General features: G+C 58.7%; 19 protein-coding genes. 15 read left to right on the forward strand and 4 right to left on the reverse strand.

Going from position 1 to position 25,657, the window contains the following annotated elements:
* From VGL70_06820 to VGL70_06835, 4 genes are all read left to right on the forward strand, one after another.
* On the forward strand, positions 1-1,547 hold a 1,547-nt coding region (locus tag VGL70_06820), incomplete at its 5' end, for a glycine betaine ABC transporter substrate-binding protein (protein HEY3303232.1).
* A 75-nt stretch (positions 1,548-1,622) separates the two neighbouring features.
* The gene (locus VGL70_06825; GenBank protein HEY3303233.1) at positions 1,623-2,840 is read left to right on the forward strand and encodes an MFS transporter; all 1,218 of its coding nucleotides are present in this window, start codon (positions 1,623-1,625) and stop codon (positions 2,838-2,840) included.
* A gap of 377 nt (positions 2,841-3,217) precedes the next feature.
* Positions 3,218-4,153: a cupin domain-containing protein gene (locus VGL70_06830; GenBank protein HEY3303234.1), complete on the forward strand. Its 936-nt coding sequence runs from the start codon at positions 3,218-3,220 to the stop codon at positions 4,151-4,153.
* 50 nt (positions 4,154-4,203) lie between these two features.
* Positions 4,204-4,461, forward strand: a complete 258-nt coding sequence (locus VGL70_06835) for a hypothetical protein (GenBank protein HEY3303235.1) — start codon at positions 4,204-4,206, stop codon at positions 4,459-4,461.
* 402 nt (positions 4,462-4,863) lie between these two features.
* Here the strand turns inward: VGL70_06835 and VGL70_06840 are convergent, their stop codons facing one another.
* Positions 4,864-5,871 carry an ABC transporter substrate-binding protein gene (locus VGL70_06840; protein HEY3303236.1) on the reverse strand — a complete coding sequence of 336 codons (1,008 nt, stop codon included), beginning with the start codon at positions 5,869-5,871 and terminating at the stop codon, positions 4,864-4,866.
* 131 nt (positions 5,872-6,002) lie between these two features.
* Here VGL70_06840 and uvrB point away from each other — a divergent pair, with 131 nt between their 5' ends.
* The 3 genes from uvrB (at position 6,003) to VGL70_06855 (ending at position 9,889) form a co-directional block, all read left to right on the forward strand.
* Positions 6,003-8,042: an excinuclease ABC subunit UvrB gene (uvrB, locus tag VGL70_06845; GenBank protein ID HEY3303237.1), complete on the forward strand. Its 2,040-nt coding sequence runs from the start codon at positions 6,003-6,005 to the stop codon at positions 8,040-8,042.
* Between the two features lie 107 nt (positions 8,043-8,149).
* On the forward strand, positions 8,150-9,289 hold the full coding sequence (locus tag VGL70_06850; GenBank protein HEY3303238.1) for a tetratricopeptide repeat protein: 1,140 nt from the start codon (positions 8,150-8,152) through the stop codon (positions 9,287-9,289).
* Positions 9,290-9,313: 24 nt separating this feature from the next.
* Positions 9,314-9,889, forward strand: coding sequence for a DUF3828 domain-containing protein (locus VGL70_06855; protein ID HEY3303239.1), 576 nt, complete (start codon positions 9,314-9,316; stop codon positions 9,887-9,889).
* A 23-nt stretch (positions 9,890-9,912) separates the two neighbouring features.
* On the opposite strand, the gene VGL70_06860 is transcribed toward VGL70_06855, so the two are convergent.
* Positions 9,913-10,731 carry an IclR family transcriptional regulator gene (locus VGL70_06860; GenBank protein HEY3303240.1) on the reverse strand — a complete coding sequence of 273 codons (819 nt, stop codon included), beginning with the start codon at positions 10,729-10,731 and terminating at the stop codon, positions 9,913-9,915.
* 255 nt (positions 10,732-10,986) lie between these two features.
* Between VGL70_06860 and aceA the strand changes: the two genes are divergently transcribed.
* Positions 10,987-12,294, forward strand: coding sequence for an isocitrate lyase (gene aceA, locus VGL70_06865; GenBank protein HEY3303241.1), 1,308 nt, complete (start codon positions 10,987-10,989; stop codon positions 12,292-12,294).
* Between the two features lie 18 nt (positions 12,295-12,312).
* On the opposite strand, the gene VGL70_06870 is transcribed toward aceA, so the two are convergent.
* Complete coding sequence (locus tag VGL70_06870; protein ID HEY3303242.1) at positions 12,313-13,311, reverse strand: ABC transporter substrate-binding protein; 999 nt, start codon at positions 13,309-13,311, stop codon at positions 12,313-12,315.
* A 179-nt stretch (positions 13,312-13,490) separates the two neighbouring features.
* Between VGL70_06870 and VGL70_06875 the strand changes: the two genes are divergently transcribed.
* Entirely contained in the window at positions 13,491-13,709 is a 219-nt protein-coding gene (locus VGL70_06875; GenBank protein HEY3303243.1) for a hypothetical protein, read from the forward strand.
* A 213-nt stretch (positions 13,710-13,922) separates the two neighbouring features.
* Here the strand turns inward: VGL70_06875 and VGL70_06880 are convergent, their stop codons facing one another.
* A complete protein-coding gene (locus VGL70_06880) occupies positions 13,923-14,906 on the reverse strand; it encodes an ABC transporter substrate-binding protein (protein HEY3303244.1) in 984 nt (327 codons plus the stop codon).
* Positions 14,907-15,076: 170 nt separating this feature from the next.
* Here VGL70_06880 and uvrC point away from each other — a divergent pair, with 170 nt between their 5' ends.
* The 6 genes from uvrC to VGL70_06910 all read left to right on the forward strand — a co-directional run.
* Positions 15,077-16,924 (forward strand): excinuclease ABC subunit UvrC, encoded by a 1,848-nt coding sequence (uvrC, locus tag VGL70_06885; GenBank protein HEY3303245.1) that lies wholly within the window; start codon positions 15,077-15,079, stop codon positions 16,922-16,924.
* 35 nt (positions 16,925-16,959) lie between these two features.
* Positions 16,960-18,090 (forward strand): extracellular solute-binding protein, encoded by a 1,131-nt coding sequence (locus tag VGL70_06890; protein HEY3303246.1) that lies wholly within the window; start codon positions 16,960-16,962, stop codon positions 18,088-18,090.
* A 23-nt stretch (positions 18,091-18,113) separates the two neighbouring features.
* Positions 18,114-19,214, forward strand: coding sequence for a cupin domain-containing protein (locus VGL70_06895; protein ID HEY3303247.1), 1,101 nt, complete (start codon positions 18,114-18,116; stop codon positions 19,212-19,214).
* A 12-nt stretch (positions 19,215-19,226) separates the two neighbouring features.
* On the forward strand, positions 19,227-21,701 hold the full coding sequence (locus VGL70_06900; GenBank protein HEY3303248.1) for a DNA internalization-related competence protein ComEC/Rec2: 2,475 nt from the start codon (positions 19,227-19,229) through the stop codon (positions 21,699-21,701).
* Positions 21,702-22,217: 516 nt separating this feature from the next.
* A complete protein-coding gene (locus tag VGL70_06905; GenBank protein HEY3303249.1) occupies positions 22,218-23,045 on the forward strand; it encodes a class I SAM-dependent methyltransferase in 828 nt (275 codons plus the stop codon).
* 305 nt (positions 23,046-23,350) lie between these two features.
* The coding region (locus VGL70_06910) for a DUF2339 domain-containing protein (protein ID HEY3303250.1) at positions 23,351-25,657 on the forward strand (2,307 nt) is incomplete at its 3' end.

Here is a 25,657-nt window from a genome sequence, read left to right on the forward strand (position 1 = left end):
AGCGGGCCGAGGTTCTGCAACTATCCCTGGAGCATCTTTTTCTCGTCGGCGTCTCCACCGGCATCGCGATTGTGATCGGCGTGCCGCTCGGGATCATGCTCACGCGCCGCCCGTCGCTCAGCAAGCCGGTTCTCGGCTTCGCTAACGTCATACAAACGGTGCCCAGCCTGGCCCTGTTCGGCTTTCTCATTCCGCTCAACATTTACATCTTCCACACCCGCGTCATCGGCGGCATCGGCGCGCGCACCGCCGTCGCCGCGCTCGTGCTCTACGCTCTGCTGCCGATCATCCGCAACACGTTTACCGGGATCAACAACGTGGACCCGGCGATCCGCGAAGCCGGAAAGGGCCTCGGCATGACGGACCGCCAGCTCCTGCTGCAGGTCGAGATCCCGCTCGCTCTCGGCGTCATCATCGCGGGCGTGCGCGTCGCCGCAGTCATCTGCGTCGGCACCGCCACGATCGCCGCGGCGATCGACGCGGGCGGGCTGGGACGCTACATTTTCCGCGGCCTCCGAATGAACGACAACACGCTGATCCTGGCCGGCGCCGTGCCCGCGGCGATGATGGCGCTGGCGGCCGACTTTCTTTTGGGTTGGGTCGAGCATCTTTTCGGCAGAGGCGTCGGCGTCCGCTTGGGGCGGCGTCGCGTCGGCAGCGCTGCTGCAATCGTGTTGGTCGCGGCGCTGGCTGTCTGGGCCGTTGCATCGCTTCAAACCGTCGCGCCTGCGAGACGAATCGCCGTCGGATCGAAAGATTTCACCGAGCAGATCATCGTCGGCGAAATCGTAGCTCAGGTGATCGAAAACAAAACCGGACTCGAAGTCACGCGGCGTTTCGACCTGGGCGGCAACCTGGCGCACGATGCGCTCGTCTCGGGTGAGATCGACGCCTACGTAGAGTACACCGGCACGGCGCTGACCGCGATTCTCAAGCTGCCGCCGGTGTCCGATCCCAAGGAAGTCTATCGTCGCGTGAAGGAAGACTATGCCGCGCGCTTCGGCCTCGAATGGACCGAGCCGCTCGGCTTCAACAACACTTTTGCGATTCTGGTGCGCGGCGAGGATGCGCAAAGGCTGAAGCTTAGGACGATCACAAGCGCCGCGCCTCACGCGCCCAAGTGGCGCGCCGGCTTCGGCCAGGACTTCATGTCGCGTCCCGACGGCTATCAGGGCTTCGTGCGCGCTTACGGTCTCAAGTTTCGCGAGGTGCGCGAGATGGACCTGTCGCTGACCTACCGCGCTCTCGCGGACCGCCAGGTGGATTTGATCGCGGGGAATTCGACCGACGGCTTGATCGCGCGCCTGAAGCTCTTTCAGCTGGAAGACGACCGGCGTTATTTTCCGCCCTACGACGCCGTGCCGGTCGTGCGGCGGCAAACGCTCCAAAAATATCCGGAGATCCGCGCCGCGCTGAAAGCGCTTGGAGGCTCGATCTCGGTCGAAGAGATGCGCCGGATGAATTTCGCGGCGGACGGCGAGAGACGCGCGCCCAAAGACGTGGTAGAAGAGTTCCTGCGCAACAAGAGGTTGGCGAGCGGAGGCTGAGAGCGAAGACTTTTATCCGCGTTTTTGGCCCGCCGAGATTTCGATCGATCCAAATCCGAGGAAGGACCATTCGCGATGTTGAAAGGAGGCGCGGTTTTTCGCGCGCTGCGCTACCCGGATTTTTTCTGGTTCTGGACGAGTTACTTCGTCTCCAACGTCGGCGCGTGGATGCAGAACGTGGCGCAGGGCTGGCTGCTGTTCGAGATCACGGATTCTCCTTTGTACCTCGGCCTGTTCAGTTTGCTCCGAACCGTCATGCTCTTCTGTTTTTTCGTGCTGGGCGGGCTCATGGCCGACCGGTGGGACCGCCGCCTGGTCATGATTTGGATTCAGGTGGTTTCCCTGGCGACGGCGTTGATCCTCGCGATTCTGGTCTCGTGGGACGCCATCCGCGTTTGGCACCTTTTCGTATTCGGCGCGGTGACTTCGACGGCGTGGGCTTTCGAGCAGCCGGTGCGCCAGTCGTTGATTCCGAGCCTTGTCAGCCGCGAGGACCTGGTGAACGCCCTCGCGCTGAATTCCATCACCTGGCAAGGCGCGGGATTGTTGGGGCCGGCCCTGGTCGGATTGTTGGTCGATAGCGTCGGGATCGACGGCTGCTTCTATATCAACGCGGTCAGCTACTTCGCCATCATCGGCGCTTTGTTCCGGATGCACATCCCGCCCCAGAAGGCGGAGCCTGAGAGAATGCGAATGGTCGCGAGCCTGTTCGACGGCTTTCGGTATATACGGCGGCAAAAATTAATCCTGACCCTGCTGGTCGGATCGTCGTGCGTCAGCATCTTCGGGCGCTCTTACATCATCCTGCTCCCGGTGTTTGCCAAGGACGTGCTTCAGGTCGGCGCATCAGGATTGGGATTCATTTCCGCCGCGCCCGGCCTCGGCACGATCATCGGCGCGCTCAGTCTCGCCGCGTTGGGGCGGGTCAAAGTCACGCGTCGCGCGCTTCTGGCGATCCTCTGCGGCGTAACCGTGTCGCTGTTCGCCTTCGCCATGAGCCGGGATTTTTCTGCGGCATTGCCCGCGTTGGTCGTCGTCGGCGCGCTGAGCACGGTTTTCGATACGCTGCTCCACACGCTCATCCAGTTGACGGTGACGGACTCCTACCGAGGAAGAGTGATGGGAGTTTACGGCCTCAGCGCGGCCGGCATGAGAGAGTTCGGCGGCATGCAAGCCGGCTTCCTAGCGGAATGGGCCGGCGCTCCATTCGCCATCGAGGCCGGCGCTGTGGCGTTGCTGCTGGCGGCGGTATTCTTTTTCGCGCCGCAGTTGAAAAAAATGACAGATACCTAGACAAAGATATTTGAAAGTTTCGGTTGAAGTTTGGAATAGGGAATCGGAAAAACCACGTATCGCGCGAAGACGCAAAGCACGCCAAGTTCGGAGAAATAGGATGATATTTTCCTTTGCGTCTTGGCGTCTTGGCGCGATAAACTTTGTTGAAGTCGTTCTGTCTAGCATTTAAGGGGTAAGAATCTAGAGTTGCGAACCGGCACATGGCGGAAGAAGAGAGATTCTTCGCTGCGCTCAGAATGACACAAATGAGTCTGTCATCCTGAACAAAGTGAAGGATCTCGAACGAGAAATTTACGATCAAACCGCTTGATGGTTTGACATGCATCGGGTCATCGGATAATTTTTCGGGAATTAGAGAAGATCGTGGAGGCGGGATGAAAGATTTTTATCAGGCTTGGCTGGATGAGTCGGCGCGAAACGACAAGACGGTAAACGAAGCGCCGCGCGTGGCGCGCGGAAAAGACTTGAACTGGACGCGCACGCGGCAGGACGCCAAGGCCGCGCTCATGATCGCGCCCGAGACCGGGTTTCCCACCGGCGGCAGCTTGTTAATGAAGGCGGAGATTCCCGCCGGCTGGCATACCGGCAAGCACGTTCACGGCGAGGAGGCGATCTACGTCGAGAGCGGCGAAGGCTTCATGGTTCTGGACGACAAACGCTACGACTTCCATAAGGGAACTATTTTTCACGTGCCGCACCGCTCCACGCACCAGCTTTTCAACAGCGGAAAAGAACCGGTCTTCTATCTCTCCGGTCTTGCCTGGCCGCTCGAGGCGTTCATTAAAATGGCCCCGATGCAGCAAATCGAAGACGCGGGACAGAACAATAAGTCGGCGCCGGCGAAGGCGCCGCGCGAGGAATCGCAATACTGGCCGATCGACGGCCGGCGCATCTCGATGCACGAGGAGCAGTTCGAGAAATCCGACGAGTCGAAGCACGGCGCGACTTATTTTCTCATGGGCCGGAGCGGCAAGCAGAACGGCTTCAAAGCGATGGCGGTCGCGATCAGCTCGATCTTCGTCGACCTGCCGCACACGAAAAGCCACAGCCACGCGCATCCGGAAGCCTATCTATATGCGCTGGCCGGCAGCGGTTACTCCGAGATCGGCGGCAAGAGGTATGATTGGGTGCAAGGCGACGCCGTTCACGTTCCGCCGGGCATGATGCACCACCAGCATTTCAATCCCAACGACGTGGACATGAAGGAGCTTCGATTCGAATTCGGCGTGCGTTACTGGATGGTCGATCAGTGGCGCGGTTACGTGACCATCGATAAGCACATGAAGGCCACGACGCATTTGACCGACTGAGGCGGGTGGTCAGTAAAGTTTCGGAGTTATTCGCCGAATATTAAGGAAGTATGAACGAAAGCGCAGCCAGGAAAATCGACCAGAACAAGATGATGTTGGGCTTCATCGTGCGCCGCTGCGCGCGCGAGATCGGCCATCCCCCCACGCCCGAAGAATTCGCCGAATGGGCCAACAACCAGGAAAACAATGGCCGCCGCTACAGCCTCTTCGGCAAACCGATCTCCCCGACCGCAGCTCGAATTATCCTCAGCCAGCCGGGAAGGCTGGTCACGGCTAGGTTGGAGTCCGTTGTCAGGCAACTGCGGTGATTTAGACAAGAGTCTCGAAGCCTTCCTGTCCGGTAAAGTTCCTCTAGAAAGCCTTAACCGCTCGCGGTGAACGGTCGCGGCGAGCGAATGCGAGCCGGCGGTCCGCTCGAACGTGAACTTAGGACTCAAGCTTGATCTCACCCGTGACTTTAGTGATTCGAAGCGCAAGAGCAATCGCGAGCAGGAAGGGACCCAGATAAACCAGAGCCTCCTCGGCGCTAGTGCGACGCGTCTTTTGCAAAAGATCATCCAGTATTTGCGCGAGTATTGTTTACTCCGGCAACGCTAACAAGGTCAAGGTCCTTTCTACTCGCTAAAGTGCGGCTTAGGCGCTTGTGGAGCGTATGGAAGGGCGATTATGAAAGAAACGTTCCGACGGGTATCGAAGCAATCTGCTTTAAACTACAAACTCACCTTCTCCGCGTAGAGCTTCTCCATAAAACCGCTCGCCTTGAGCTCGTCCAAAAAGTGCGAATCGAAGAGGTCGCTGGGCTTCAGGTTTTTGGACTTCGGATCGACGACCGAGACGGTATCCAGGATCGCCTGGGCGGCTTCCCGGTCGGGAAGGGGCAGCGGCGTCAGTTGCGCGGCAAAGGATTCGTACATCGTCTCCAGCGCCCCCGGATTGGCGCCGCTGAAATATTTCTTGATGATCGCGATGCTTTCGGCGCGGCGCGTGAGATAAAAATGGATCGCCTCGACGTATCCCTTGACGAAGCGTCTCACGGTGTCCTCGTCCCTTTTGATGAACGACCGCGTGGTCATCAGGAGCGCGGTGATCGCGGGAATCTCCTTGACGTCGATGATCTTGACGCCGAGCCGCTTGGCTTCGGCGGCGAATTGCTGGTTGAGCGGCGCGCCCTGAATGAGATCTTTCGAGAGCGCCATCACCCGGTTGGGCGCGGCCCCGGCCGAAACGATCTCCACGTCTTTTACCGGATCGAGTCCGGCGCGGCGCAGGATTATACGGGCGATGAGATCGGATCGGCCGCCGAGCTCGGAGACTCCGACTCTCTTCCCTTTAAGGTCGGCGACCTTTCCGATGTTGGACGAAACCGCCATGCCGTAGGGCTCGACTCTCATGTGCGTGCAGAGCGAGACGATGTCCGAGCCGGCCAGAACGGGTTGCACGATGGCCAGGGGATTGCCGAAACCGATCATGAAATCCGCGCCGATCAGCGACTGGACGCCGCCGGCGAGCGGATCGCGAATGAAAACTTCTTCTACTTCAATGCCGTTTTGCTTGAAAATACCGCCGTCGATTCCGACGTAGGAGATCGCGGCGCCGACTTCCCAACCGACGTAAGCGAGCCGCACCTTTTTAAGCTCGGCCGCGCCGGCGGTAGAAGAGAACCAAAGCAGCGATCCGCAGAGAATCGCGCCGAGGTTAAAGCTCCAGGACTGTCGCATTGTTCCCCCAGATTTCCGGCTGAGCGCCGAGCGCGTGGCCGAGTGAAGAAACTCGTTCAAGGTAAAAGGTAATATGTTCCCGGCGGAGTTGCAAGCTTGCTCCCTTGCACCGTCCCTGGTATTTTTTTCGCATGGCCTTGGAGCGAAAAGAAGGACGTTTCGAGATCGTCTCGGACTTCAAGCCGCAAGGCGACCAACCCGAGGCGATCGAGAAGCTGGCCCGCGGCGTCGAAGAAGGAAAAAGACACCAGGTCCTCCTCGGGGTCACCGGCTCGGGCAAAACCTTCACGATGGCCAACGTGATCGCGAGCGTGCATAGGCCGGCGCTCGTGATCGCGCCCAACAAGACGCTGGCCGCGCAGCTCTACAACGAATTCAAAGAGCTGTTTCCGCAAAACGCCGTGCGTTACTTCGTCAGTTACTACGATTATTATCAGCCGGAAGCGTACGTCCCATCGACGGACACCTACATCGAAAAAGACGCCTCGATCAACGACGAGATTGACAAGCTGCGCCACTCCGCGACCAAGGCGCTTTTGGAGCGGCGCGACACGATCATCGTGGCGAGCGTCTCGTGCATTTACGGTCTGGGATCGCCGGAGGCGTACTTCGATTTGATGGTCTATCTGGAAGAGGGGATGGAGATCGAGCGCGATCGCGTGCTCAGAAAGCTCGTCGATATCCACTATCAGAGGAGCGATTACGACTTTCACCGCGGAACGTTTCGCGTGAGAGGGGACGTCGTCGAGGTCTTTCCGGCCTACGAAGACATCTCCGCCGTGCGCATCGAGTTTTTCGGCGACCGGATCGAGCACCTGCTCGAAATCGATCCGATACGCGGCAAGGCGCAGCGCCGCGTCGGCAAGGCGGCGATCTATCCGGCGAGCCACTACGTTACCACGGAGGAGCGGATGAAGCTCGCGGCCGCGGGAATTCGCGCCGAGCTCACCGAGCGCCTTGCCGAGCTCCGCGCGGAGAACAAATTGCTGGAGGCACAGCGGCTGGAGCAGAGAACGCTCTACGACCTGGAATTGTTGGATGAGATGGGCTTCTGTCCGGGCATCGAAAATTACTCGCGCCACCTCACCGGCCGGAACCCGGGCGATCCGCCGCCGACGCTGCTCAGCTATTTTCCCGACGATTTCCTTCTTTTCATCGACGAGAGCCACGTAACGGTGCCGCAGGTCGGCGGCATGTACCGCGGCGATCGATCGCGCAAGAGCACGCTGGTCGAATACGGCTTCCGCCTGCCGTCCGCGCTCGACAACCGTCCGCTGAACTTCGAGGAGTTCGAGGCGATGACGCACCAGGCGATCTACGTCTCGGCGACCCCGGCGGACTACGAAATCGAAAAGAGCGGGCGGGTCATGGTCGAGCAACTCATCCGTCCGACCGGGCTCATCGATCCGGAAGTCACGGTGCGCCCGGCGCGGAATCAGGTGGACGATCTCCTCGACGAGATCCGCAAGCGGACGGAGAAAAAAGAGCGCGTCCTGGTGACGACGTTGACGAAGCGCATGGCCGAAGATCTGACCGACTACTATCAGGACTTGAACGTCAAGGTGCGCTATCTTCATTCGGATATCGAAACGCTCGAGCGGGTTGAGATTATCCGCGAGCTGAGAAGGGGGACCTTCCACGTCCTCGTCGGAATCAATCTCCTGCGCGAGGGATTGGACATTCCGGAAGTGTCGCTGGTGGCGATTCTCGACGCCGACAAGGAAGGCTTCCTGCGCTCCGAGCGCTCGTTGATTCAAACGATCGGCCGGGCCGCCCGGAACGTGAACGGGAGCGTGATTCTCTACGCCGATTCGGTGACGGATTCGATGAAGAAGGCGATCGACGAGACCAACCGGCGCCGCCGGCTTCAGGCGGAGTACAATCGGAAGCATGGCATCACGCCGCAGACCGTGGTCCGCTCGCTCGGCACGCCGCTTGTGGAAGCGTACGAAGCCGACTATGTTACAGTGCCCCTGGTGGCGGAAAGGTCCGAGAAGTATGATGCCAAACAAGACGCCCGCATGCTCGATCGCCTGAAAAAAGAAATGAAGCAGGCCGCGGCGAGTCTGGAATTCGAGCGGGCCGCGGAGCTGCGCGACCAGATACGCCGGATCGAAGAGCGGGAATTGGGTTTGCACGACCCGCTGCTGGCGCGGGGAGCGGAGGGATGAAGTGTGTGTTCTGTTCTAGCCGGACTTTACTGCGTCAGAGACGTCGTCGTCTATTCGGTTCCTGCTTCCTGATCCTATCCATGTTCGTGTCAATGTCCGCGGAAACGTTGGCACAAGCTACTCATGATGTTCCAGTCGTGATTCCACCTATGGATGAAACTGCGCGGCGACAGTGGAACGAGGATTCGCAAAAGTGTTCGAGCTTCCAAGAAAACCCTGACCTCGCAATTGAGCATTGTACGAGAGCAATGAATTCACCTCACCTCGTCGGTCTAGTTCTCGCCATTCTTTTGAGCAATCGTGGCGCAGCGTATCAATTTAAGGGCGACTATGATCGCGCGATTCAAGACTACGGCCGAGCTTTACAAGCTGAGTCCGGCTTTCGGTCTGTTTTAACCGAGCGTGGCGCAGCTTACGCCAGCAAAGGTGATTACCACCGCGCCATTCAAGATTTCAACGACGCGATTCTTCTTCTCCCGGACGATGCGCGTGCGTTTTATGGCCGCGGCTATGTTCACCGAAGGCAAGAGGACTATGACCGTGCAATTCAAGATTATGACACGGCGATTCGGTTGGATCCGAAGATTGCGGTGGTTTACAGTGAGCGGGGATATGTCTATGCTCGCAAGGGGGATGATGCTCGGGCGATTCAAGATTATGATGAGGCCATCCGGTTAGAGCCAGGCGATACGCTCAGTTTACTCAGACGCGGTCGGGCCTATTTTCGTAAAGGGAGTTACGAGCGCGCAATACGGGACTATGACGAGATCATTCGCATAGACCCAAAGGATGCCCGAGCGCTTCAAAACAAAGGACGCGCACTCTTTTACCTCGAGCGGTTTGGCGATGCGCGAGGCGCTTTCACAAAGGGTGTCGAGCTTGAACCTCAAGATGCGTATGGTTCGCTCTGGCTGTATTTGGCGCGCACGCGAGAAGGGCACAACGGGAAGGATGAACTCGCGGCCAACGCAAAGAACCTGGACGTTCAACAATGGCCATGGCCTATTGTGAGGTTTTATCTCGGTACAGCGGCGCCCAAAGACCTTCTTAGGTCCGCCGAGAGTTTGGACCCGAAGAAAAGCCGCGAGCAACGTTGTGAGGCGTACTTCTATCTTGGCGAGCAAGCATTGATGCGGGGCGACCGGCAAGAAGCCATCAAGCTCTTCCAAGCAACTCTCGATACCGGGGTAACGAACTTTATTGAGTACGAGGCGGCACAGATCGAGCTGCAGCGTTTATCGCGGTGAGCCCTGTTGCCGTAGGGCGGAGAGATGAAAATAGCTATCTGCAATCAACGGTCAGGTGTCGGCTTTGGATGGGTGGCGGGATGCGCCGTTGCTTTGCTGCTTGCCTGCGCCGCCTGCTGGCAGCCCGGCGACGAGCGTCAAATTAAAAACGCGGTGAGCGCCTTTTACGACGTTTATATGAAGGTGCGTCCGTCGGGCGTGCCGACGAAAGAGGAACAACCGGAATTCAAGAAGGTGATCTCGACCGGCCTGGCGGGTCTATTGGACGAAGCATTTACCAGTGAAGAAAAGAATACTTTTAGGGAAACGAAGATCGAGGGAGATCTGTTCAGCTCTTTGGACCAAGGAGCGCTGTCATACAAGATTTTACAATGCGAAACTCAAACGGCGCCGGCCGCATGCCTGGTCGAGCTGACCAGCGTCGATGACCGTAACAATGCCAAGTTCGCCTGGAAAGACCGAGTCTTTCTGGTCCGGGAGGGCGATCGCTGGGTCGTAGACGATATCGAATTCCTCGGCGACCGTCCGTACATGCACAAAGGCCGTCTCAAAGATGTCTTGAGACAAATCATAGAAGAGGCGAAGAAACCGGCGGTCTAGCTCTGATTCGGTTTGGCGACCGGCTATCCCGGCCGGCGTTCCGGAAAACGTTCCGGATGCGCGGCATGATGCGACGCGCCGGTATATCCCAACTGCTGCGACATTTGTTTTGCGGCGTGCTTGATCAGTCTCACGTGACTCTCGAACTTGTGCGATTTCATCTGACTCTCGGTGCCGGTTAGGCCGACCGCTGCGACGGTACGCCCTTCCATATTAAAGATCGGGGCCGCGATACACACCACGTCGAGATTGTTCTCGCAATCGTCGATGGCATACCCGTTCGCTCGCACATACGCCAGCTCGCGGAGCAGGTGGTTCAGCGTAGTGATGGTTTTCGGCGTGTGCTTGGGCAACCCCCGGTCCCGGAGGATTGCTTCTACGGCTTGCTGGGGCAGGTGGGCGATCAATGCCTTGCCGACGGAGGTGCAATGCACGTCCATGCGCCTCCCGACCCATGTGTTGATCCTGATAAAACCGGGCTTGTCGATTCGTTCTATATAGACCGCTTCATGTCCGTCGAGAATCGCCAGGTGGCCGGCGAGGCTGGTTTTTTCCACCAACTCCTGAAGCAAAGGGTAGGCAACATCGTGAAGCTCCAGGCCGCGCAGCGCATGACTGCCGACGCTGAAAAGCTTCATGCTGATGCGGTATTTGCCGACAGTGTCGTCGCGCTGAAGATATCCGCGTTGTTTCAGCGTCCGAAGGATGTAACTCAAGCTGCTCTTCGGCAGCTTGAGCCTCCTGCTGATCTCGGAATTCGTTAGCCCATTCTTGCTCTGGCTCAGCACCTCGAGGATGGTCAGGGCCCGCTCGATCGCGCCGACTGTCGTGGGCTCTTTCATAGTCACCCTTCTATCCGGTTTTGTCTTATGAAATCGGCTAATAGAACCCATGTTCAGTATTATGAACAAAAATTGCTGTTGTCAACTCTCAAATTGTTGACTTGCGTCCAGTGGAACGTTAGAGAAAGTGAGCGGTATTAAGAATCAGTGTTCAGAATACCGAACACGTGGCACTAGGACGCGTGAAGTTATTCAAAATAATTCTAGCAAAGGAGGGCGATGATGAAGGCAGGCAACAACGGTTCTGACCCAATCATGGCAACCGAAAGAGAGTGGAAGACCGATCCACGCTGGAGGGGCGTCGTTCGGCCTTACCGGGCGGAGGACGTTTTCAAAATTCGCGGCTCGATACCTCTGGACGGTGGTCTGAAAAGAATCGCCGGTCTTACCGCCGGAAGACTCTGGGAATTGCTCCATAGCGAGGAGTACGTGCCCTCGCTCAGCGCCATGGATGGCATACAAGCCGTTCAGCAGGTCAAGGCGGGTCTCAAGGCGATCTACTGTAGCGGATGGCAGGCGGCGGCCGGCGCCAACAGCGCCAGGAAAATGTATCCCGATCTGAGCCTCTATCCTTCCGACAGCGTTCCCGCGCTCGTGCGTGAGATCAACAACGCTCTCTCGAGGCAAGACGAAATCGACCGGCTGGAGAACAAGAGCGGCACTTACTGGTTCGCGCCCGTCGTCGCCGACGCCGAGGCCGGCTTCGGCGGGAGCTTGAACTCCTTCGAGATCATGCGGGCAATGATCGACGCCGGGGCCGCCGGGGTCCATTTCGAGGATCAGAACTCCTCGGTCAAGAAATGCGGACACATGGGCGGCAAAGTCGTCGTCCCCACCTCCGAATTCATCCAGAAACTCGTGGCCGCGCGACTCGCCGCCGACGTCGAAGGCGTCGCCACGCTTGTTATCGCCCGGACCGACGCCAACGGGGCCAGCCTGATCACGAGCGACGCCGATGAGAGAGACCGGCGCTTCTTTACCGGTGAGAGAACCTCAGAAGGCTTCTTTGTCGTTCGCGCGGGACTCGAAGCCGCCATCGCCAGAGGACTCGACTACGCTCCTTATGCCGACATGCTGTGGTGCGAGACTTCGGAGCCGGACCTCAAAGAGGCGAAGACCTTTTCAGAAGCGATCCGAAAACAATTTCCCGAGAAGCTTCTGGCCTACAACTGCTCGCCGTCGTTCAACTGGAAGAGAAAGCTCGACGACTCGACCATCGCCAAGTTTCAAAAAGAGCTGGCCGCTATGGGCTACAAATTCCAGTTTGTGACTCTGGCGGGTTTTCATTGCATCGCCGAAGCGATCTTTCGGCTCTCGATGGATTATCTGCGCCGCGGCATGGCGGCCTATGCGGAGCTGCAGCAGAGGGAGTTTGAAATGGAGCCGTTGGGCTACGACGCCGTCAAGCATCAGAGATCGGTCGGCGCGAGCTACTTCGACGCCGTTGCCCAACTGGCCGCGGGCGGCGCGGCGTCCACGCTGGCGCTTAGCGGTTCGACGGAGGATGAGCAGTTTTTGTGCGAAGGCGGTTCGGCACGCGCTGCGGCCGTTCACAGAAAATAGCGTTCGAACCCTTAAACTTTATTTTTTGTAAAGCTGCTTGATGAATCCGGAGCTTTCCAACTCGCGCACCAGGCTTTGATCGACAAAGGCTTTCGGGTCCGCGGCCGCCGCCCTCGGATCGCGCGGCGCGAGATCGTCGAGCAGGGTTTTGACGCCGTCCGGAGTCGGCATGAGATTTTCCGGAAAGACGGCGGTATAGGCGCGGTAGGCTCTCTCCAGGCTTTCCGGGTCGGTGATTCTGAGATTCTTTCCGAAAATCGCTTTCGTCGGCTCTTTCTCCGTCTTGATCGAGTGGACCGCTTCGACCATCGCGCGCGCGAACTTCGAAAAGATCGGCCGCTTTGCCTTGAGAATGCTTTCGCGCGTGAGCACCGCGTTCCACCAGAACGGGATTTTCAACGAGCCGATATCCAGCAGGTCTCGGAAGCCCAATTTTTCCGCCTCGCGCACGAACGGTTCGGGCATGATGACGAACTGAACCACTCCCCGCGACAGCGCCGCGAATCTCTCTGTGTTGCCGCCGGCCGTGATGATCTTCGCCTCCTTTTCCGGATCGACACCCACTCGTCTCAACGCAAGCCGGAGGCCGAGGTCGGACGTGCTTCCGAGCCGGTTGACGCCGCCGGTTTTGCCTCTGAGCTGCTCCAGGGCCGTGATGGATTGCAGGGTGATGATGTGATCCACGAACGTCGGCACCATGCCGAGAATCATCACGATATCGGCGCCGGCGAGACGCGAGCTGACCAGCGTGGTGACCGATGTTACGATCACGTCGACTTCGCCCGCGAGCATCGCCTGCAGCGCCGTGGGGCTGGCGCTGATGCGGATGACCTCGGAGGCGAGCCCCTGCTTCTTCATCAGTCCTTTTTCCTGGACCACCCAGATCGGGCTGTTGGCCGGACTGTCGCCGGCCCAGGCGATGCGGATGCGGTCCTGAGCGGAGGCCGCCGTCGGATATGCGAATAGTGCCGCGGCGACAAGGGCCGACGCTAGAAAGTTTTCGGTGGCTCTGCGCATGACGTTGCCCTTTTTTTGTTTGTGATGGACTTATTGAATCAAGTGCTCCGACTCTAACTCTCCGGCGAAAGTCATGTCAATAAGGCTCTTTTGTCAGCCGGACATTGTGGTATATATCATGGAGTTTCGATGCATGCGGTCTCGTGGCTCCGAGCTAAAAACATGAGGAGGTGGACACGATGAATCCAATCCGAATCTTGGCGATAGTCCTAATTGTTGCGGGCGTTCTCGGGCTGGTGTACGGCAGTTTCAGTTACACGAAGGAGACGCATCAGGCGAAACTGGGTCCGCTGGAGTTGCAGGTGAAAGAAAAAGAGACGGTCAACGTTCCTCAGTGGGCCGGCGTCGGCGCGATCGCCGTCGGGGTGATCCTGCTCGTCATCCCGGTCAAGAAATAAACGGGCCACAGACCAAGCGCGAGAATTCAAAAGCGTCATTCCCGTGAGAACGGGAATCCAGTAAGGGCGGGATGAATTCCCGCCCCTACACAATTGCCTGGACTCCCGCTTCAGCCTGAGGCTGATCCGTCCTCTGGCGGATGCGCGGGAGTGACGAACTTGGTTTTCACCTGAGGTAAGAAGCTCTCGCGCTTTCTGTTGCCCGCCCACCGCCTACTTCTTGTAGAGCTGTTTGATAAATCCCGAGGCGTCCAGCTCTCTCACAAAGCTCGGATCGACGAAGGCCCTCGGGTCCGCCGCGGCGGCCCTGGGATCGCGCGGCGCGAGATCGTCGAGCATGGTTTTGACGCCGTCCGGAGTCGGATAGGGAACTTCAGGGAAAGCGTTTGAATAATCTTTGTAGGCCCTCTCCAGCCCTTCCGGGTCGCCAATACCCAAATTCTTTTTGAAGAGAGATTTGGCGTATTCCTTTTCGGTTTTTAAAACGTGAAGCGCCTCCACCATCGTACGGACGAGTTTCTGGAGGAGGGGCCGCTTGGTTTTGATGATGCCCTCGCGCGTCAAAATGCCATTCCACCAAAAGGGAATCTTTAGATCGCTGATATTGTACAGGTTGCGAAAGCCTAGCTTCTCCGCCTGAGTTAAGAAGGGCTCGGGTATGATCGTGAACTGGGTGATTCCTTTGGAAAGGGCCGCGAATCTCTCTGCGGTCCCGCCTGCCGGGATGACCTTGACGTCCTTTTCCGGATCGACGCCCAATTTCCTCAACGCGAGCCTGAGTCCGAGGTCGGACGTGCTCCCCAGGCGATTCACGCCCGCCGTCTTGCCTTTGAGCTGCTCTACCGCCGTGATGCTCGACAATGAAACGATGTGATCGACAAAAGTCGGAACGACGCCGACGATCATCACCGTGTCGGCGCCGGCAAGACGCGAACTCACAAGGGTGGTGACCGAGACGCTGGCGGCATCGATTTCGTTGGCGAGCAGCGCCTGAAGAACCGTTGGGCTGGCGCTGATCGCGATGATTTCCGGTTGCACCCCCATCTTCTGCAGCAGTTTCCGGTCTTGGATGACCCAGATCGGGCTGTTGGTCGGGCTGAATCCGGCCCACGCGAGGCGGAGTTTTTCTTGCGGCAAAGCAGGGGTGGCGATAACGAGAAAAATTAGAAACGAAGAGATCTTTGTCGCAAATCGCATGGCAAGTCCTCCCGTTCGATTGCGAAGACTAGCACTATGGTTTCCAACCGGTCAAGCTCGCCGCAAAGCCATCAGCCTTCAGCAATCAGCGCTCAGCTTCGGATAAACGCCGGCGTGGAAAATATGCTATAGTTTTACACGGCTGATAGCTTGCACTGAGAACTTTATTGATGCCTCTTCTCGAAGAAAAACTCGAAGCCTTGCCCGCCAAGGCCGGCGTGTATTTGATGCGCGACCCGAACGGCAAGGTCATTTACGTCGGCAAGGCCAAGAACGTGCGCGCGCGCGTGCGCGGGTATTTCCGCGGCGGGGAGGGGCGCTCGCAGATCCAATTTCTCATGAACCGGGTCGGGGACGTCGAAACGCTGCTAACGAGCAACGAGAAAGAAGCTCTGATCCTCGAAAACAATCTCATCAAGCAGTACAAGCCGCGCTACAACATCAGGCTCAAGGACGACAAGAGTTACTTGAGCATCAAGATCAACGTGCGCCACCCGTGGCCGAGGATCACGGCGACGCGGAAGATCGTCAAGGACGGCAGCCGCTACTTCGGCCCGTACTCGTCGGCGTTTTCCGCGCGCGAGACGCTGGACATTATCGAGAAGCATTTCCTGCTGCGCAACTGCACCGAGTACAATTTCAAAAACCGCGCGCGGCCGTGCCTGCAATATCAGATCAAGCGCTGTCTCGCTCCCTGCGTTTTGCCGGTGGACTCCAACGAATACCAGGCGAACCTGCGCGAGGCGATTCTCTTCATCGAAGGCAAGCGCCAGGAGCTGATCGACGAGCTGCGGCGGAGGATGGATGAAAAGGCCGAGGCCCTGGAATTCGAGGCCGCGGCCAAGATCCGCGACCAGATCCAGGCGGTGGAAAAGACCGTCGAGAAACAGCGCATGGTTTCCCACTGGGGCGGCGATCAGGATATCTTCGGCCTCTACCGCGAGGGCGGCTTCATCGAGGTCCAGGTCCTCTTCGTGCGCCAGGGAAAGCTCACGGGCAACCATGCCTATTCTCTGGAGGACCGGGAATTTCCCGACGAGGAGGTTCTAGAGGAGTTGCTCACGCAGTTTTACCAGGGCGAGCGCTTCGTGCCCGACGAGATCCTGCTGCCGGTCGAGATCGACGACCGCGAAGCGCGCGAGGAATATTTATCCGAGCGCCGGGGTAAAAGAGTCTCGATCCTCTCGCCGCAACGGGGCGACAAACGCCAGCTCGTCGAGATGGCGGCTGAAAACGCACGCCAGAGCTACGCCGAGCGCCACGACCAGGAAAAAGAGCGGGAGCGAATGCTGCTCGAGCTGAAAGAAAAGCTCAGGCTACGCAACTATCCGCAGCGGATCGAGTGCTACGACATCTCCAACATCCAGGGCGCTCACGCCGTCGGCTCCATGGTCACGTTCATCAACGGCGAGCCGGACAAGAATTTTTATCGGCACTATCGCATCCGAACGGTGAGTCCCGAAATGCGCGGCGACGACTTCGCGATGATGTACGAGGTGCTGAAGCGCCGCTTCAGCCGCGGCGTTGAGGAAGGCGGCCTGCCGGATCTGGTCGTCGTGGACGGCGGCAAAGGTCAGCTCGGAATGGCGTTGTCCGCGATGGGCGAGCTCGGCGTGCTCGGTAAAATAGACGTCGCCGCTCTGGCCAAGATGCGCGTCGAATGCGCGCCGCGGAGCGCGGAGATCGAACGCCTGGAGGAGCGAGTCTTCCTGCCGGGGCAGAGCAATCCGATCGTGCTGAAGCGCAACTCGAACGCGCTGTTTCTGCTCCAACGCGTGCGCGACGAGGCGCACCGCTTCGCCATCACCTATCACAAGAAGGTGAGGGCCAAGCAAACCCTCTACTCGGCGCTGGACAAGATCCCCGGCATCGGCGGCGCGCGCAAGCGCGCTCTCTTGCGCGCCTTCGGCAGCGTCAAGCGGATCGAAGAAGCGTCGCTGGACGAACTGCTCAAAGTCCCGTTGATCAACGAGAAGGTCGCGCAGGAAATTCTTGACAGCTTGAGATCGGCGCAATAAGGATACAGAGCCCGCACCGATTAAGGAGGTGGGCTGTGATTTCTACGATCTGCCGGTACGCGCTGGCGTCTGCTGCCCTTCCGTTTTGCCTGTGGCACGCCGACGGCGCTCATGCCGCCGACGCCAAGCCCGCGTGGCAGGCGGAATGGAAAAAAACTCTGGCCGCCGCCCACCGGGAAGGCGAAGTGACGCTCTATGGCCAGGCGCGCAGTCCCACCAGCGACGCCATGAAGGCCTTTCAGAAGGCCTATCCCAAGATCAAGCTCAATTTTGTCGGTGGAACGGGAAACCAGTTGGGTCCCAGAGTCATGGCCGAAAAGAGGGCCAACAAACATCTGGTGGACATTGCGATCGGAGGTCCAGGCACCATGGTCGCAGTCTATTACAAGGCCGGGCTTCTGGAGCCTCTGAGCTCGGCATTTATTCTTCCGGAGGTCAAGGACCCGTCACTCTGGTGGGACAGACAACACCACTTTGCCGACGGCGAGAGTCGCTACGTCATGGCCATGACCGGCGACGTCTCTTCGACCATCGGCGCCTATAACGTCAATCTCGTGAAGCCCGGCGAGATCCAATCCTGGTGGGACCTGTTGCATCCCAAGTGGCGCGGCAGAATCGTCGCCACCGATCCGAAGTCGGCGGGCAACATCCAGAATTGGAGGTATCTGTTTTACAGCGCGGAGCTGGGGCCGAAATTCATTCGCAAACTGCTGGGAGAAACGGAGGTGAGGTTTTCTTCCGACGAGCGCCAGATGATGGATTGGGTCGCGTCCGGACAATATGCCGTTCACCTCTTCGCCAAAGGCGCGAATCTCGACCAGGCAATCCAGCAGGGCCTGCCGGTTCGGGAGCTTAACAGCCAGAGAGAGGCCGGCAGCATCGGCACCGGCTCCGGCCATATCGGCTTCTTCAAGAATGCGCCTCATCCGCATGCGGCCAGGATCTACGTCAATTGGATCTTATCGCGCGAGGGTCAAATGAATTGGCAAGAGCTGACCAAAGATAATTCTCTGCGCGTCGATATACCGAAGGATAGGGTGCCGAAGGAAAACATCCCGGTCGAGGGGAAAAAATATATGATGATGAGTTCCCCGGAGTACGAAGACGTGACCGGTCTCAAAAAAGTCCTCGACGAAGTTTTAACGCCAGGCCGGGGCAAGCCGTAGGCGTCAAGAAAGGAGCAGGAGAAATGGCGGCTCAGGAAAAACAAAAACTGTGGTCGATTACTCCTTTTGAAAAGTGGGTGGAAGAAGAGGGCCTGCCGATTATCGGCGGACAGTACGTTTACGACGTCGCTGAGGTGAAACTTGCTCCATGGGAACGCACGGGATGTTATGGCGCGCTGCTGGATCTCGAATCCGATCCGATTCCGGGCGCCCTGGTCAGCGGGACGGGCTTGACCGCCTATCTATGCGACATACCGCCGCGCGGAAAATTCAAGGCCGAAAAGCATCTCTACGAAGAGGTGATTTACATCGTCAAAGGGGTGGGAGGCGCGACGATCTGGAATGAAGGGAGCAGGAAACATACCTTCGAGTGGCAGGAGGGAAGCCTTTTTGCGACTCCTTTGAACGCCTGGCACGAACTGTACAATGGCCAGGGGAGCGAGACGGCCCGATTGCTGGTCGTGACCAACGCTCCGGCCGTCATCAATCTCTATCGGAGCAGGGATTTTGTTTACCGCAACGCGCACGTGTTTTCCGATCGTTTTACCGGCGCGGAGCCCGACTACTTCAATCCCAAAGGCAAGAAGCTCGAAGCCAGATTTCTGGAAACCAACTTCGTCGCCAACGTGAAGACTCTCGATCTCGACGCGTGGTCCGACCGGGGTCCGGGAAAAAACATGATGTTCATGATCGCCGACGGCGCCTTGATGGCGCATGTGTCGGAGTTTCCCGTCGGCACTTACAAGAAGGCCCATAGCCACCACATGCAGTCGGGCAGGGGAGGCTTCGCCGGAAAGGCGCACATTTTAGTCTTGAGCGGCGAAGGGTACGATCTCCAGTGGCCGCCGGCGGACAACCAACACAGAGAAAAGATAAACTGGAAAGAAGGGACGCTCTTTACCGCGGGTCGCGGCTATCATCAGCATTTCAACACGTCAAACCGTCAGGCGCGATATCTCGCCTTTCGCACCGGCAACCCCAGGTACTCCGGCGCCACCGGCACGCGGTACAAGATGACCGGCGGTGAGCAGATCGAGTTTGCTCAGGAGGACCCTGAGATCAGGGGCATGTTCATCGAGGAGCTTAAGAAGCAGGGCATCCCTTGCGCGATGCCAGCGACTTAAATTAAGGCCCGGATGCGCTCCGACGACTCCGATTCTACGCAAGTTCTTTTCCGCTATCCGTCCTCCTGGCTCATCGCCGCGACATTGGCTCTTCTCATCGGGCAAGCAATCGCCGCAAGCCCGCTAATTTTTCCGCCGGTCTACTTGTCGCTGCTTCTGATCCCGCTGCCTTTTATTTTTTGGCGCGTCGGTTTTGGCTGGGCGGTTCTCTGCCTGCTGTCCGCCGTGGCTTTATCAGCCGGCTATTGGCGCCACCTTCAACTTCTCGAGCCGAAATTTCCACCCGACCACTTGCGCTCGGTGATACAGGAAGATTCCCGGCTCTACCTCGAAGGGGTGCTTCACCAAGAACCGGAAAAGCTGCCGCAGCGGAGCCGTTGGCTCGTCCGCGTTCTGCGAGTCTGGCATCCGACCGGGTCGCAGGAAATATCGGGCGACATTTTGCTCACCGTGCGCACCGGCAGCCGCGATTGGCACTACGGCGACCGCATTCGATTTTGGGTCGAGCCGCGGATTCCGCGCGACAACGGCAACCCCGGAGGCTTCGATTACGCCGCGTTTCTGGCGCGGCGGGGAATCTACGCGACCGGGTTTCTCGTCAGCGATCGAAGCGTGGAACTCCTGTCCAGGGCGCCGCCGGGCGCTTGGAGCGCGCTCGAATCTCTACGGCGGGAGATTCGCCGCTTTATCGATCAGAGCTTCCCGTCGCCGGACGACGCGGCCTTGATGAAAGCGCTCGTCGTCGGCGACATGGGCGGCATCTCGCGCGAGACGCGCGCGGATTTTACGGTGGCGGGAGTGAATCACGTTCTCTCCATCTCCGGCCTCCACGTCGGCATGCTCGGCGTGGTCGTCTTTCTCCTCGTCCGATTTCTCGGCTCATTCAGCGCAATACTGCTGCTGCGCTTTAATTTGCTCAAGCTCGCGACATTTTGTTCCTTCCTCGCCGTGCTTTTTTATACTGCGCTCGCCGGCGCGGCGGTGCCGACGGTGCGCTCGGCGATCATGATCGGGGTTTACGAGCTTGCGGTTCTTCTCGACCGCGAGGAAGAGGTTTTCGCCAGCCTGGCTTTGGCCGCGCTCCTCATAGCCCTCGTCTGGCCGGGGGTGGTCATGGATATTTCTTTTCAACTCTCTTTCCTCGCGGTGCTCTTCATCGTGTGGGGCTCGCGCAAGATGCTGGAGTGGTGGCCGGCCGAGCGCCGGCGCGACGAGCTGCCGCAGGAGCGGAGTCGCTGGCGCCCTTTGATGCGGCGGGCGGTTCTCTATCTCGCCGTTCCGCTCTTGGCCACCGTCGGTACCGGCCCGATGATCGCGCACCACTTCGGCCATCTTTCGTGGGCGGGCTTTATTTCCAATCCCCTCGTTGTGCCGCTGGTCGGCTTCGTCATCGTCCCACTCGGCCTGGTCATCGGCTTCTTCGCCGTGACGGCGCCGGCGCTGGCTGCGCCTTTCGTCTCGGCGGCCGCGCCGTTATCCGCGCTGCTCCATCAAACGGTTCACTATCTTGCGCGATTGCCGATGGCGAATTTGGCTGTGCCGCTGCCCAATTACTGGGAAGTCGCGCTATTGTACGCGGCGATTTTATCCGTTCTGCTCTTTCGCCGTCCGGCCCAACTCGCCATCGCGCTCGGCTTCGGTTCTCTCCTGATTCTAGGCGACGGCTACTATTGGTGGCAGGAACGGTGGCATCGAAAGGAGCTTAGAGTCACGCATCTCAGTGTCGGCCACGGCGACGCAGCCGTGGTCGAGTTTCCCGGCTCGCGGGTTCTGTTGATCGACGCTGGCGGCTCGGCCGGCGGCGAATTCGATATCGGGGGCGCAATCGTCGCGCCCTTTTTGCGCTCGCGCAAGATTTTGAAAGTCGACTATTTGCTGGTCAGTCATCCCCGAGTGGACCATTACGGCGGGATGAGAACCGTCGTGGAAGAATTTGCGCCGGTGGAATTCTGGTCCGGACCGGGCAAGGGGCGTACGGCCCGTTACGAGGATCTGGAGGGCGCCGTGGAGCGCTCGGGCGTCAAAAGAATTTATCTCGGCAGCCGGGAACCGTGCCGCGAAGTCGAAGGGGTGAAACTCTGCGTGGTTTATCCTCCGGACGACGACAACGACGAGGGCTCGGTGGTTTTACGCCTGAGCTTCGATCGCGTCCGCTTTCTCTTCGGCAGCGATATCGACGGTAGGGACGAGAAGCTTCTGCTTGCCGACGGGGCGAACATCTCCAGCGCTGTCGTCAAGGCGCCCCGTCACGGCAGCGTGAGCTCCAGCACGGATGCCTTTGTCGCCGCGGTGAAGCCGCGCTTGGCGATATTTTCCGTCGGCTCGCGCAACGGCCTGCCGCACGAGAACGTTCTCGGGCGCTACGCGGCCGCGGGGGCGAAGATTTTACGCACGGATCAGGACGGCGCGATCACGATCGAAACCGACGGGCGCCGCATCCGCTACCGAACTTATCGGAGCGGGAAGAGGGGAGAGCTGGGTTATTGACGGGAATCCCTACTTCGCGCGCTTCGTAATACTATGCTTAATAGTTTTCGCGGTTTGTGCAAATTATTTGACGGCCCGGAACTCTGGGACGCGGGGATTTGCTCGCGCCAAGACGCCAAGAACGCAAAGTTAAAAGATTTTTGTCTTGGCGGCCTTTGCGCCTTTGCGCGAGATATTTCGACTTTTGGTTGCGGCTCCGCCGCGCTGTGCTCTTCGTGGTGAGAGGATATTAACCGCGAAAGATCAGCCAAAAAGAGAGGCTGATCAGCCTCAGGCTGACACGAAGGTCTCGAAGGGAATGCAAAACGACTCGCGCAAAGGCGCGCCCTCACCCCTGCCCTCTCCTGCGTACGGGAGAGGGTGAGAGAGAGGGTAATCTCGCGCAAAGGCGCAAAGAGCGCCAAGGGAATGAGGAACGGTGAGCATTTCATGCCGCCGACCGTGCCGGGACTGCTGGACATTTCCCCGGCCATGGAGTATGGAAATCCGTATTCAATTCATCGATTGGAGAAACATATGAAACGATCGCATCTCGTTGGTTCTTGGTTGCTGTTTCTCTGCCTGTCGCTGATCAGCGTCGGTTTTTTCTCCCAGGCGCAGACGGCTGAGGAATACAAGCCACAGGTCGGCCAGGAAGGTAAGGACGTCGTCTGGGTGCCGTCGCCTCAAGCGCTGGTGGATAAGATGTTGGATATGGCGAAAGTCACGCCGCAAGATTATGTAATCGACTTGGGCTCGGGCGACGGCCGCACGGTCATCACGGCGGCGAAACGCGGCGCCAAGGCCCTCGGCATCGAGTACAACCCGGACATGGTCGAGCTGTCGAAGCGCGCCGCCGCCAAAGAAGGCGTTGCAGACAAGGCGCAGTTTATGAAGGCCGATATTTTCGAGACCGATTTTTCCCAGGCCACGGTGCTCACGTTGTTCTTGCTGCCTGAACTCAACCTCAGGCTCCGTCCCACGATTCTCGACATGAAGCCGGGCACCCGCGTCGTGTCGAATTCCTTCACCATGGGGGAATGGCAGGACGACGAAACGGCCACGCTGGGAGGCCCCAACTGCATGAACTGGTGCACGGCCCATTTCTGGATCGTGCCGGCGAAAGTCGCGGGCACCTGGCAATTGCCGCAGGGTGAGCTCACGCTCAAGCAGGAATTCCAGATGATCTCCGGGTCGCTCAGAAACGGCGGCAAGACGACAGCCATCTCCAACGGCAAGATGCGCGGGGATCAAATCACTTTCAGCGCCGGCGGCGCCCAGTACACCGGCCGCGTCAACGGCAACGGCATCGAGGGGACCGTCAAGGGCGGCAGCGGCGGGAAGTGGACGGCGACAAAGAAATAAAAAGTTTCGGCAGCCGTTTCATTTTTCCTCTTTAATAGCTTGACCAATGACGGCGCCGAGGCCGCGTTTCGGCCTCGGCGCCGTCCCTCCTGATTCACGCGGCCGCTACCTCACAATCTTTCAATTTTTTACATTGACAGGTTCGACGTTCGGCACTAAAGTCGTTGCCGCCGCCGAGGTCGTTCGCTGTTTGGAATGCGGTTCACGCTCTCGTTCTATTCGATCAGAGATTCGGTTGCCGGGCGTAGCGAGTCACTCTCGACGATGGGCTAGGAGGTCCATCCCGGGAAGAGGGGAGGAGCCTAATGGAGATGCTGCTGCTTGCTCTGGTCGCCGCCGCCGTCGTGTGCGGCATTGTTCTTCTTTTGCGTCTGCAAGACATAACCCAGCGTTTGAGTCGAGTCGAGCGCGAGCTTGGCCGCATGTTGCTCCGCCAGAGTGAAGAAGAGACTCGAGGCGTATCCGGCTACGAGCAAGAAAGAAGACCTCCGGCGCAAGCACAGGAACCCACCCAACCGGAGGCCGCGGCTTTCTCATCGCCGGATGAATCTCTGCCGCCGGAGGAAGTTCCGACGCCCGGACCGCTTCCATCTTTCGAACCTTCAAGTGCTGTGGCTCCGTATCCTAATCAGCAAGCGCGGACGTTGCGGGAGCAATGGTCTGCGTTCGAAGTCACGCTCGGAACGAAGTGGCTTAACTGGGCGGGGATCGTGCTGGTGACGATCGGCGTGCTGTTCTTCCTGAAATTCGCCTATGACAACCAGTGGATCGGTCCGCGCGGCAGGATCGCGATCGGCGCGATGCTGGGAGCGGCGGCGCTGATCATCGGCGAAAAGGCCCGCCGCCGCGGCTATCCGATTTTATTCCACACGCTGACCGGCGGCGGCCTGGCGGCTTTCTACGGCTGCGTCTACTTCTCGTTTCAGATTTACCAACTGACAGGACAAACATTATCGTTCTTCATACTGTTGCTCGTTACGGCCCTGGCGCTCGCGCTGTCCGTTGTCCACAACGCGTCGCTCATTTGTCTGTTCGGCCAGCTCGGCGGTTTTCTCAGCCCCATATTGATTTCAACGGGTGAGAATCGTCCGGTGGAGTTGTTCACCTTCGTTGCGATTCTCAATCTCGCCACGATGGGATGCGCTTACTACAAAAACTGGAGAAACGTCAACGTGCTCGCGTTCGCCGGCACCTGGCTCTTGTACGTCGGGTGGGCGGGCAAATTCTACACCGAGTCGCAGCTCGGAGTCGCGCTTTTCTTTTCATCGCTGTTCTACCTGATGTTCCTGGTTGTTCCCACGCTGCGCGCTTCCGCCCGGCGCGAGCCGCTCGCGGCGCAGGACCTCTGGCTCATCGCGGTCAATTCTGTTTTTGAGTTTTTCAACAATTATATCCTCCTCTATGCGGACTACCGTTCCTGGCTCGGTCCGGCGGTGATTCTCCAGGCGCTCACGCTGTCCGCCATGTATGCTTACTGGGCCCGCCGATGCGCGGAAGATTCGAAGGCCCGCGTCACGCTGCTCTTTGCGGCCCTGGCGCTCGTGACCGTAGCCGTGCCCATCCAACTGCGCTTCTACGGCATCGCGATTGGCTGGGCCTTGGAAGCTCTCCTGTTGGGATTTATCGGCCTGCAGTACAGGCAGTGGGTGTTTCAATTTACATCCATAGCAGCGATTACCCTGGCCGCTCTCGGACTTCTCTTCCGCCTGCCGCTTCACACCGAGCTCTTCACGCCGGTTTTGAATCGTCCCTTCGGATCGTGGGCCACCGTGATCGCCATGTCGTTCGCGCTGCGCGTTCTTTTTCGCAAGCAGGGCGATAAGCTCGACGCGTCGTTGAAAAAAGCTGCGATGGTTCCTCTCGGCTTGGCGGTCGTTCTCCTATGCGCCCTCGCTCATATGGAGATTTCCGCTTTTTGGACGGTGCGGCGGGAAATCTGGCAGCCCGGCATCGCTCAGAGCTATCGCTACACTTCGCTGATCGTGCTTTGGTCGGCGATTCCGCTGATCGTTCTGTGGCTCGGCCGAAAGGGCGTTATTCGTTCTTCCATTCCGGCGGCGCTGGTTGGTTACGCAGTAGGACTGCTGGTCGTTTTACAGGGTGCTGCTACCGGCGGCTGGATCGCCTGGAGCGTTCCCTTTGTGAATCTTCAGTGGCTGTCCCGCTTGCTGTTCGTGGTCTCGCTCTGGATCGGAGCCAATTGGATGCGTTCCGTTCCGGACCGCCCGGAGAAGTGGCAGCGCTGGCCGGAATCTCTCGCCGCGGTGGAGGGAGTCGGTCATACGATTCTGGTTTTTTTAATTTACGCCGAAGTGGACACCTGGATCTCGGCCAGTGACTTTTTTTCTTCTTTCATGCGCTTTGGCTTCGTCTCGGCCCTTTGGAGCCTGCAGGCGCTGATTCTGATAGGCGTCGGCCTGCGCACGCGAAATCAGTTCCGCCGGATTTTCGGCTTTGTTCTCTTCGGCGTCACCGTGGTCAAGCTGCTGGTGATAGACATGGCGATCTTGCAGCCCGTCTACCGGATACTTTCGTTTGCCGCCACCGGAGTGCTTCTCATCGTCGCCGCGTATCTCTATCAGAAGTTCGCCAAGGGCCTGCTTGAACCGAAC

The organism is Candidatus Binatia bacterium, assembly GCA_036504975.1.
Lineage (GTDB): Bacteria > Desulfobacterota > Binatia > UBA9968 > UBA9968 > JAJPJQ01.

What these genes read in the sequence shown, in the direction of transcription:
- VGL70_06825 (HEY3303233.1), top strand. Translation starts at nt 1,623, where the DNA reads ATGTTGAAAGGAGGCGCGGTTTTTCGCGCGCTGCGCTACCCGGATTTT.
- VGL70_06830 (HEY3303234.1), top strand. Translation starts at nt 3,218, where the DNA reads ATGAAAGATTTTTATCAGGCTTGGCTGGATGAGTCGGCGCGAAACGAC.
- VGL70_06835 (HEY3303235.1), top strand. Translation starts at nt 4,204, where the DNA reads ATGAACGAAAGCGCAGCCAGGAAAATCGACCAGAACAAGATGATGTTG.
- VGL70_06840 (HEY3303236.1), bottom strand. Translation starts at nt 5,871, where the DNA reads ATGCGACAGTCCTGGAGCTTTAACCTCGGCGCGATTCTCTGCGGATCG.
- uvrB (HEY3303237.1), top strand. Translation starts at nt 6,003, where the DNA reads ATGGCCTTGGAGCGAAAAGAAGGACGTTTCGAGATCGTCTCGGACTTC.
- VGL70_06855 (HEY3303239.1), top strand. Translation starts at nt 9,314, where the DNA reads ATGAAAATAGCTATCTGCAATCAACGGTCAGGTGTCGGCTTTGGATGG.
- VGL70_06860 (HEY3303240.1), bottom strand. Translation starts at nt 10,731, where the DNA reads ATGAAAGAGCCCACGACAGTCGGCGCGATCGAGCGGGCCCTGACCATC.
- aceA (HEY3303241.1), top strand. Translation starts at nt 10,987, where the DNA reads ATGGCAACCGAAAGAGAGTGGAAGACCGATCCACGCTGGAGGGGCGTC.
- VGL70_06870 (HEY3303242.1), bottom strand. Translation starts at nt 13,311, where the DNA reads ATGCGCAGAGCCACCGAAAACTTTCTAGCGTCGGCCCTTGTCGCCGCG.
- VGL70_06875 (HEY3303243.1), top strand. Translation starts at nt 13,491, where the DNA reads ATGAATCCAATCCGAATCTTGGCGATAGTCCTAATTGTTGCGGGCGTT.
- VGL70_06880 (HEY3303244.1), bottom strand. Translation starts at nt 14,906, where the DNA reads ATGCGATTTGCGACAAAGATCTCTTCGTTTCTAATTTTTCTCGTTATC.
- uvrC (HEY3303245.1), top strand. Translation starts at nt 15,077, where the DNA reads ATGCCTCTTCTCGAAGAAAAACTCGAAGCCTTGCCCGCCAAGGCCGGC.
- VGL70_06895 (HEY3303247.1), top strand. Translation starts at nt 18,114, where the DNA reads ATGGCGGCTCAGGAAAAACAAAAACTGTGGTCGATTACTCCTTTTGAA.
- VGL70_06900 (HEY3303248.1), top strand. Translation starts at nt 19,227, where the DNA reads ATGCGCTCCGACGACTCCGATTCTACGCAAGTTCTTTTCCGCTATCCG.
- VGL70_06905 (HEY3303249.1), top strand. Translation starts at nt 22,218, where the DNA reads ATGAAACGATCGCATCTCGTTGGTTCTTGGTTGCTGTTTCTCTGCCTG.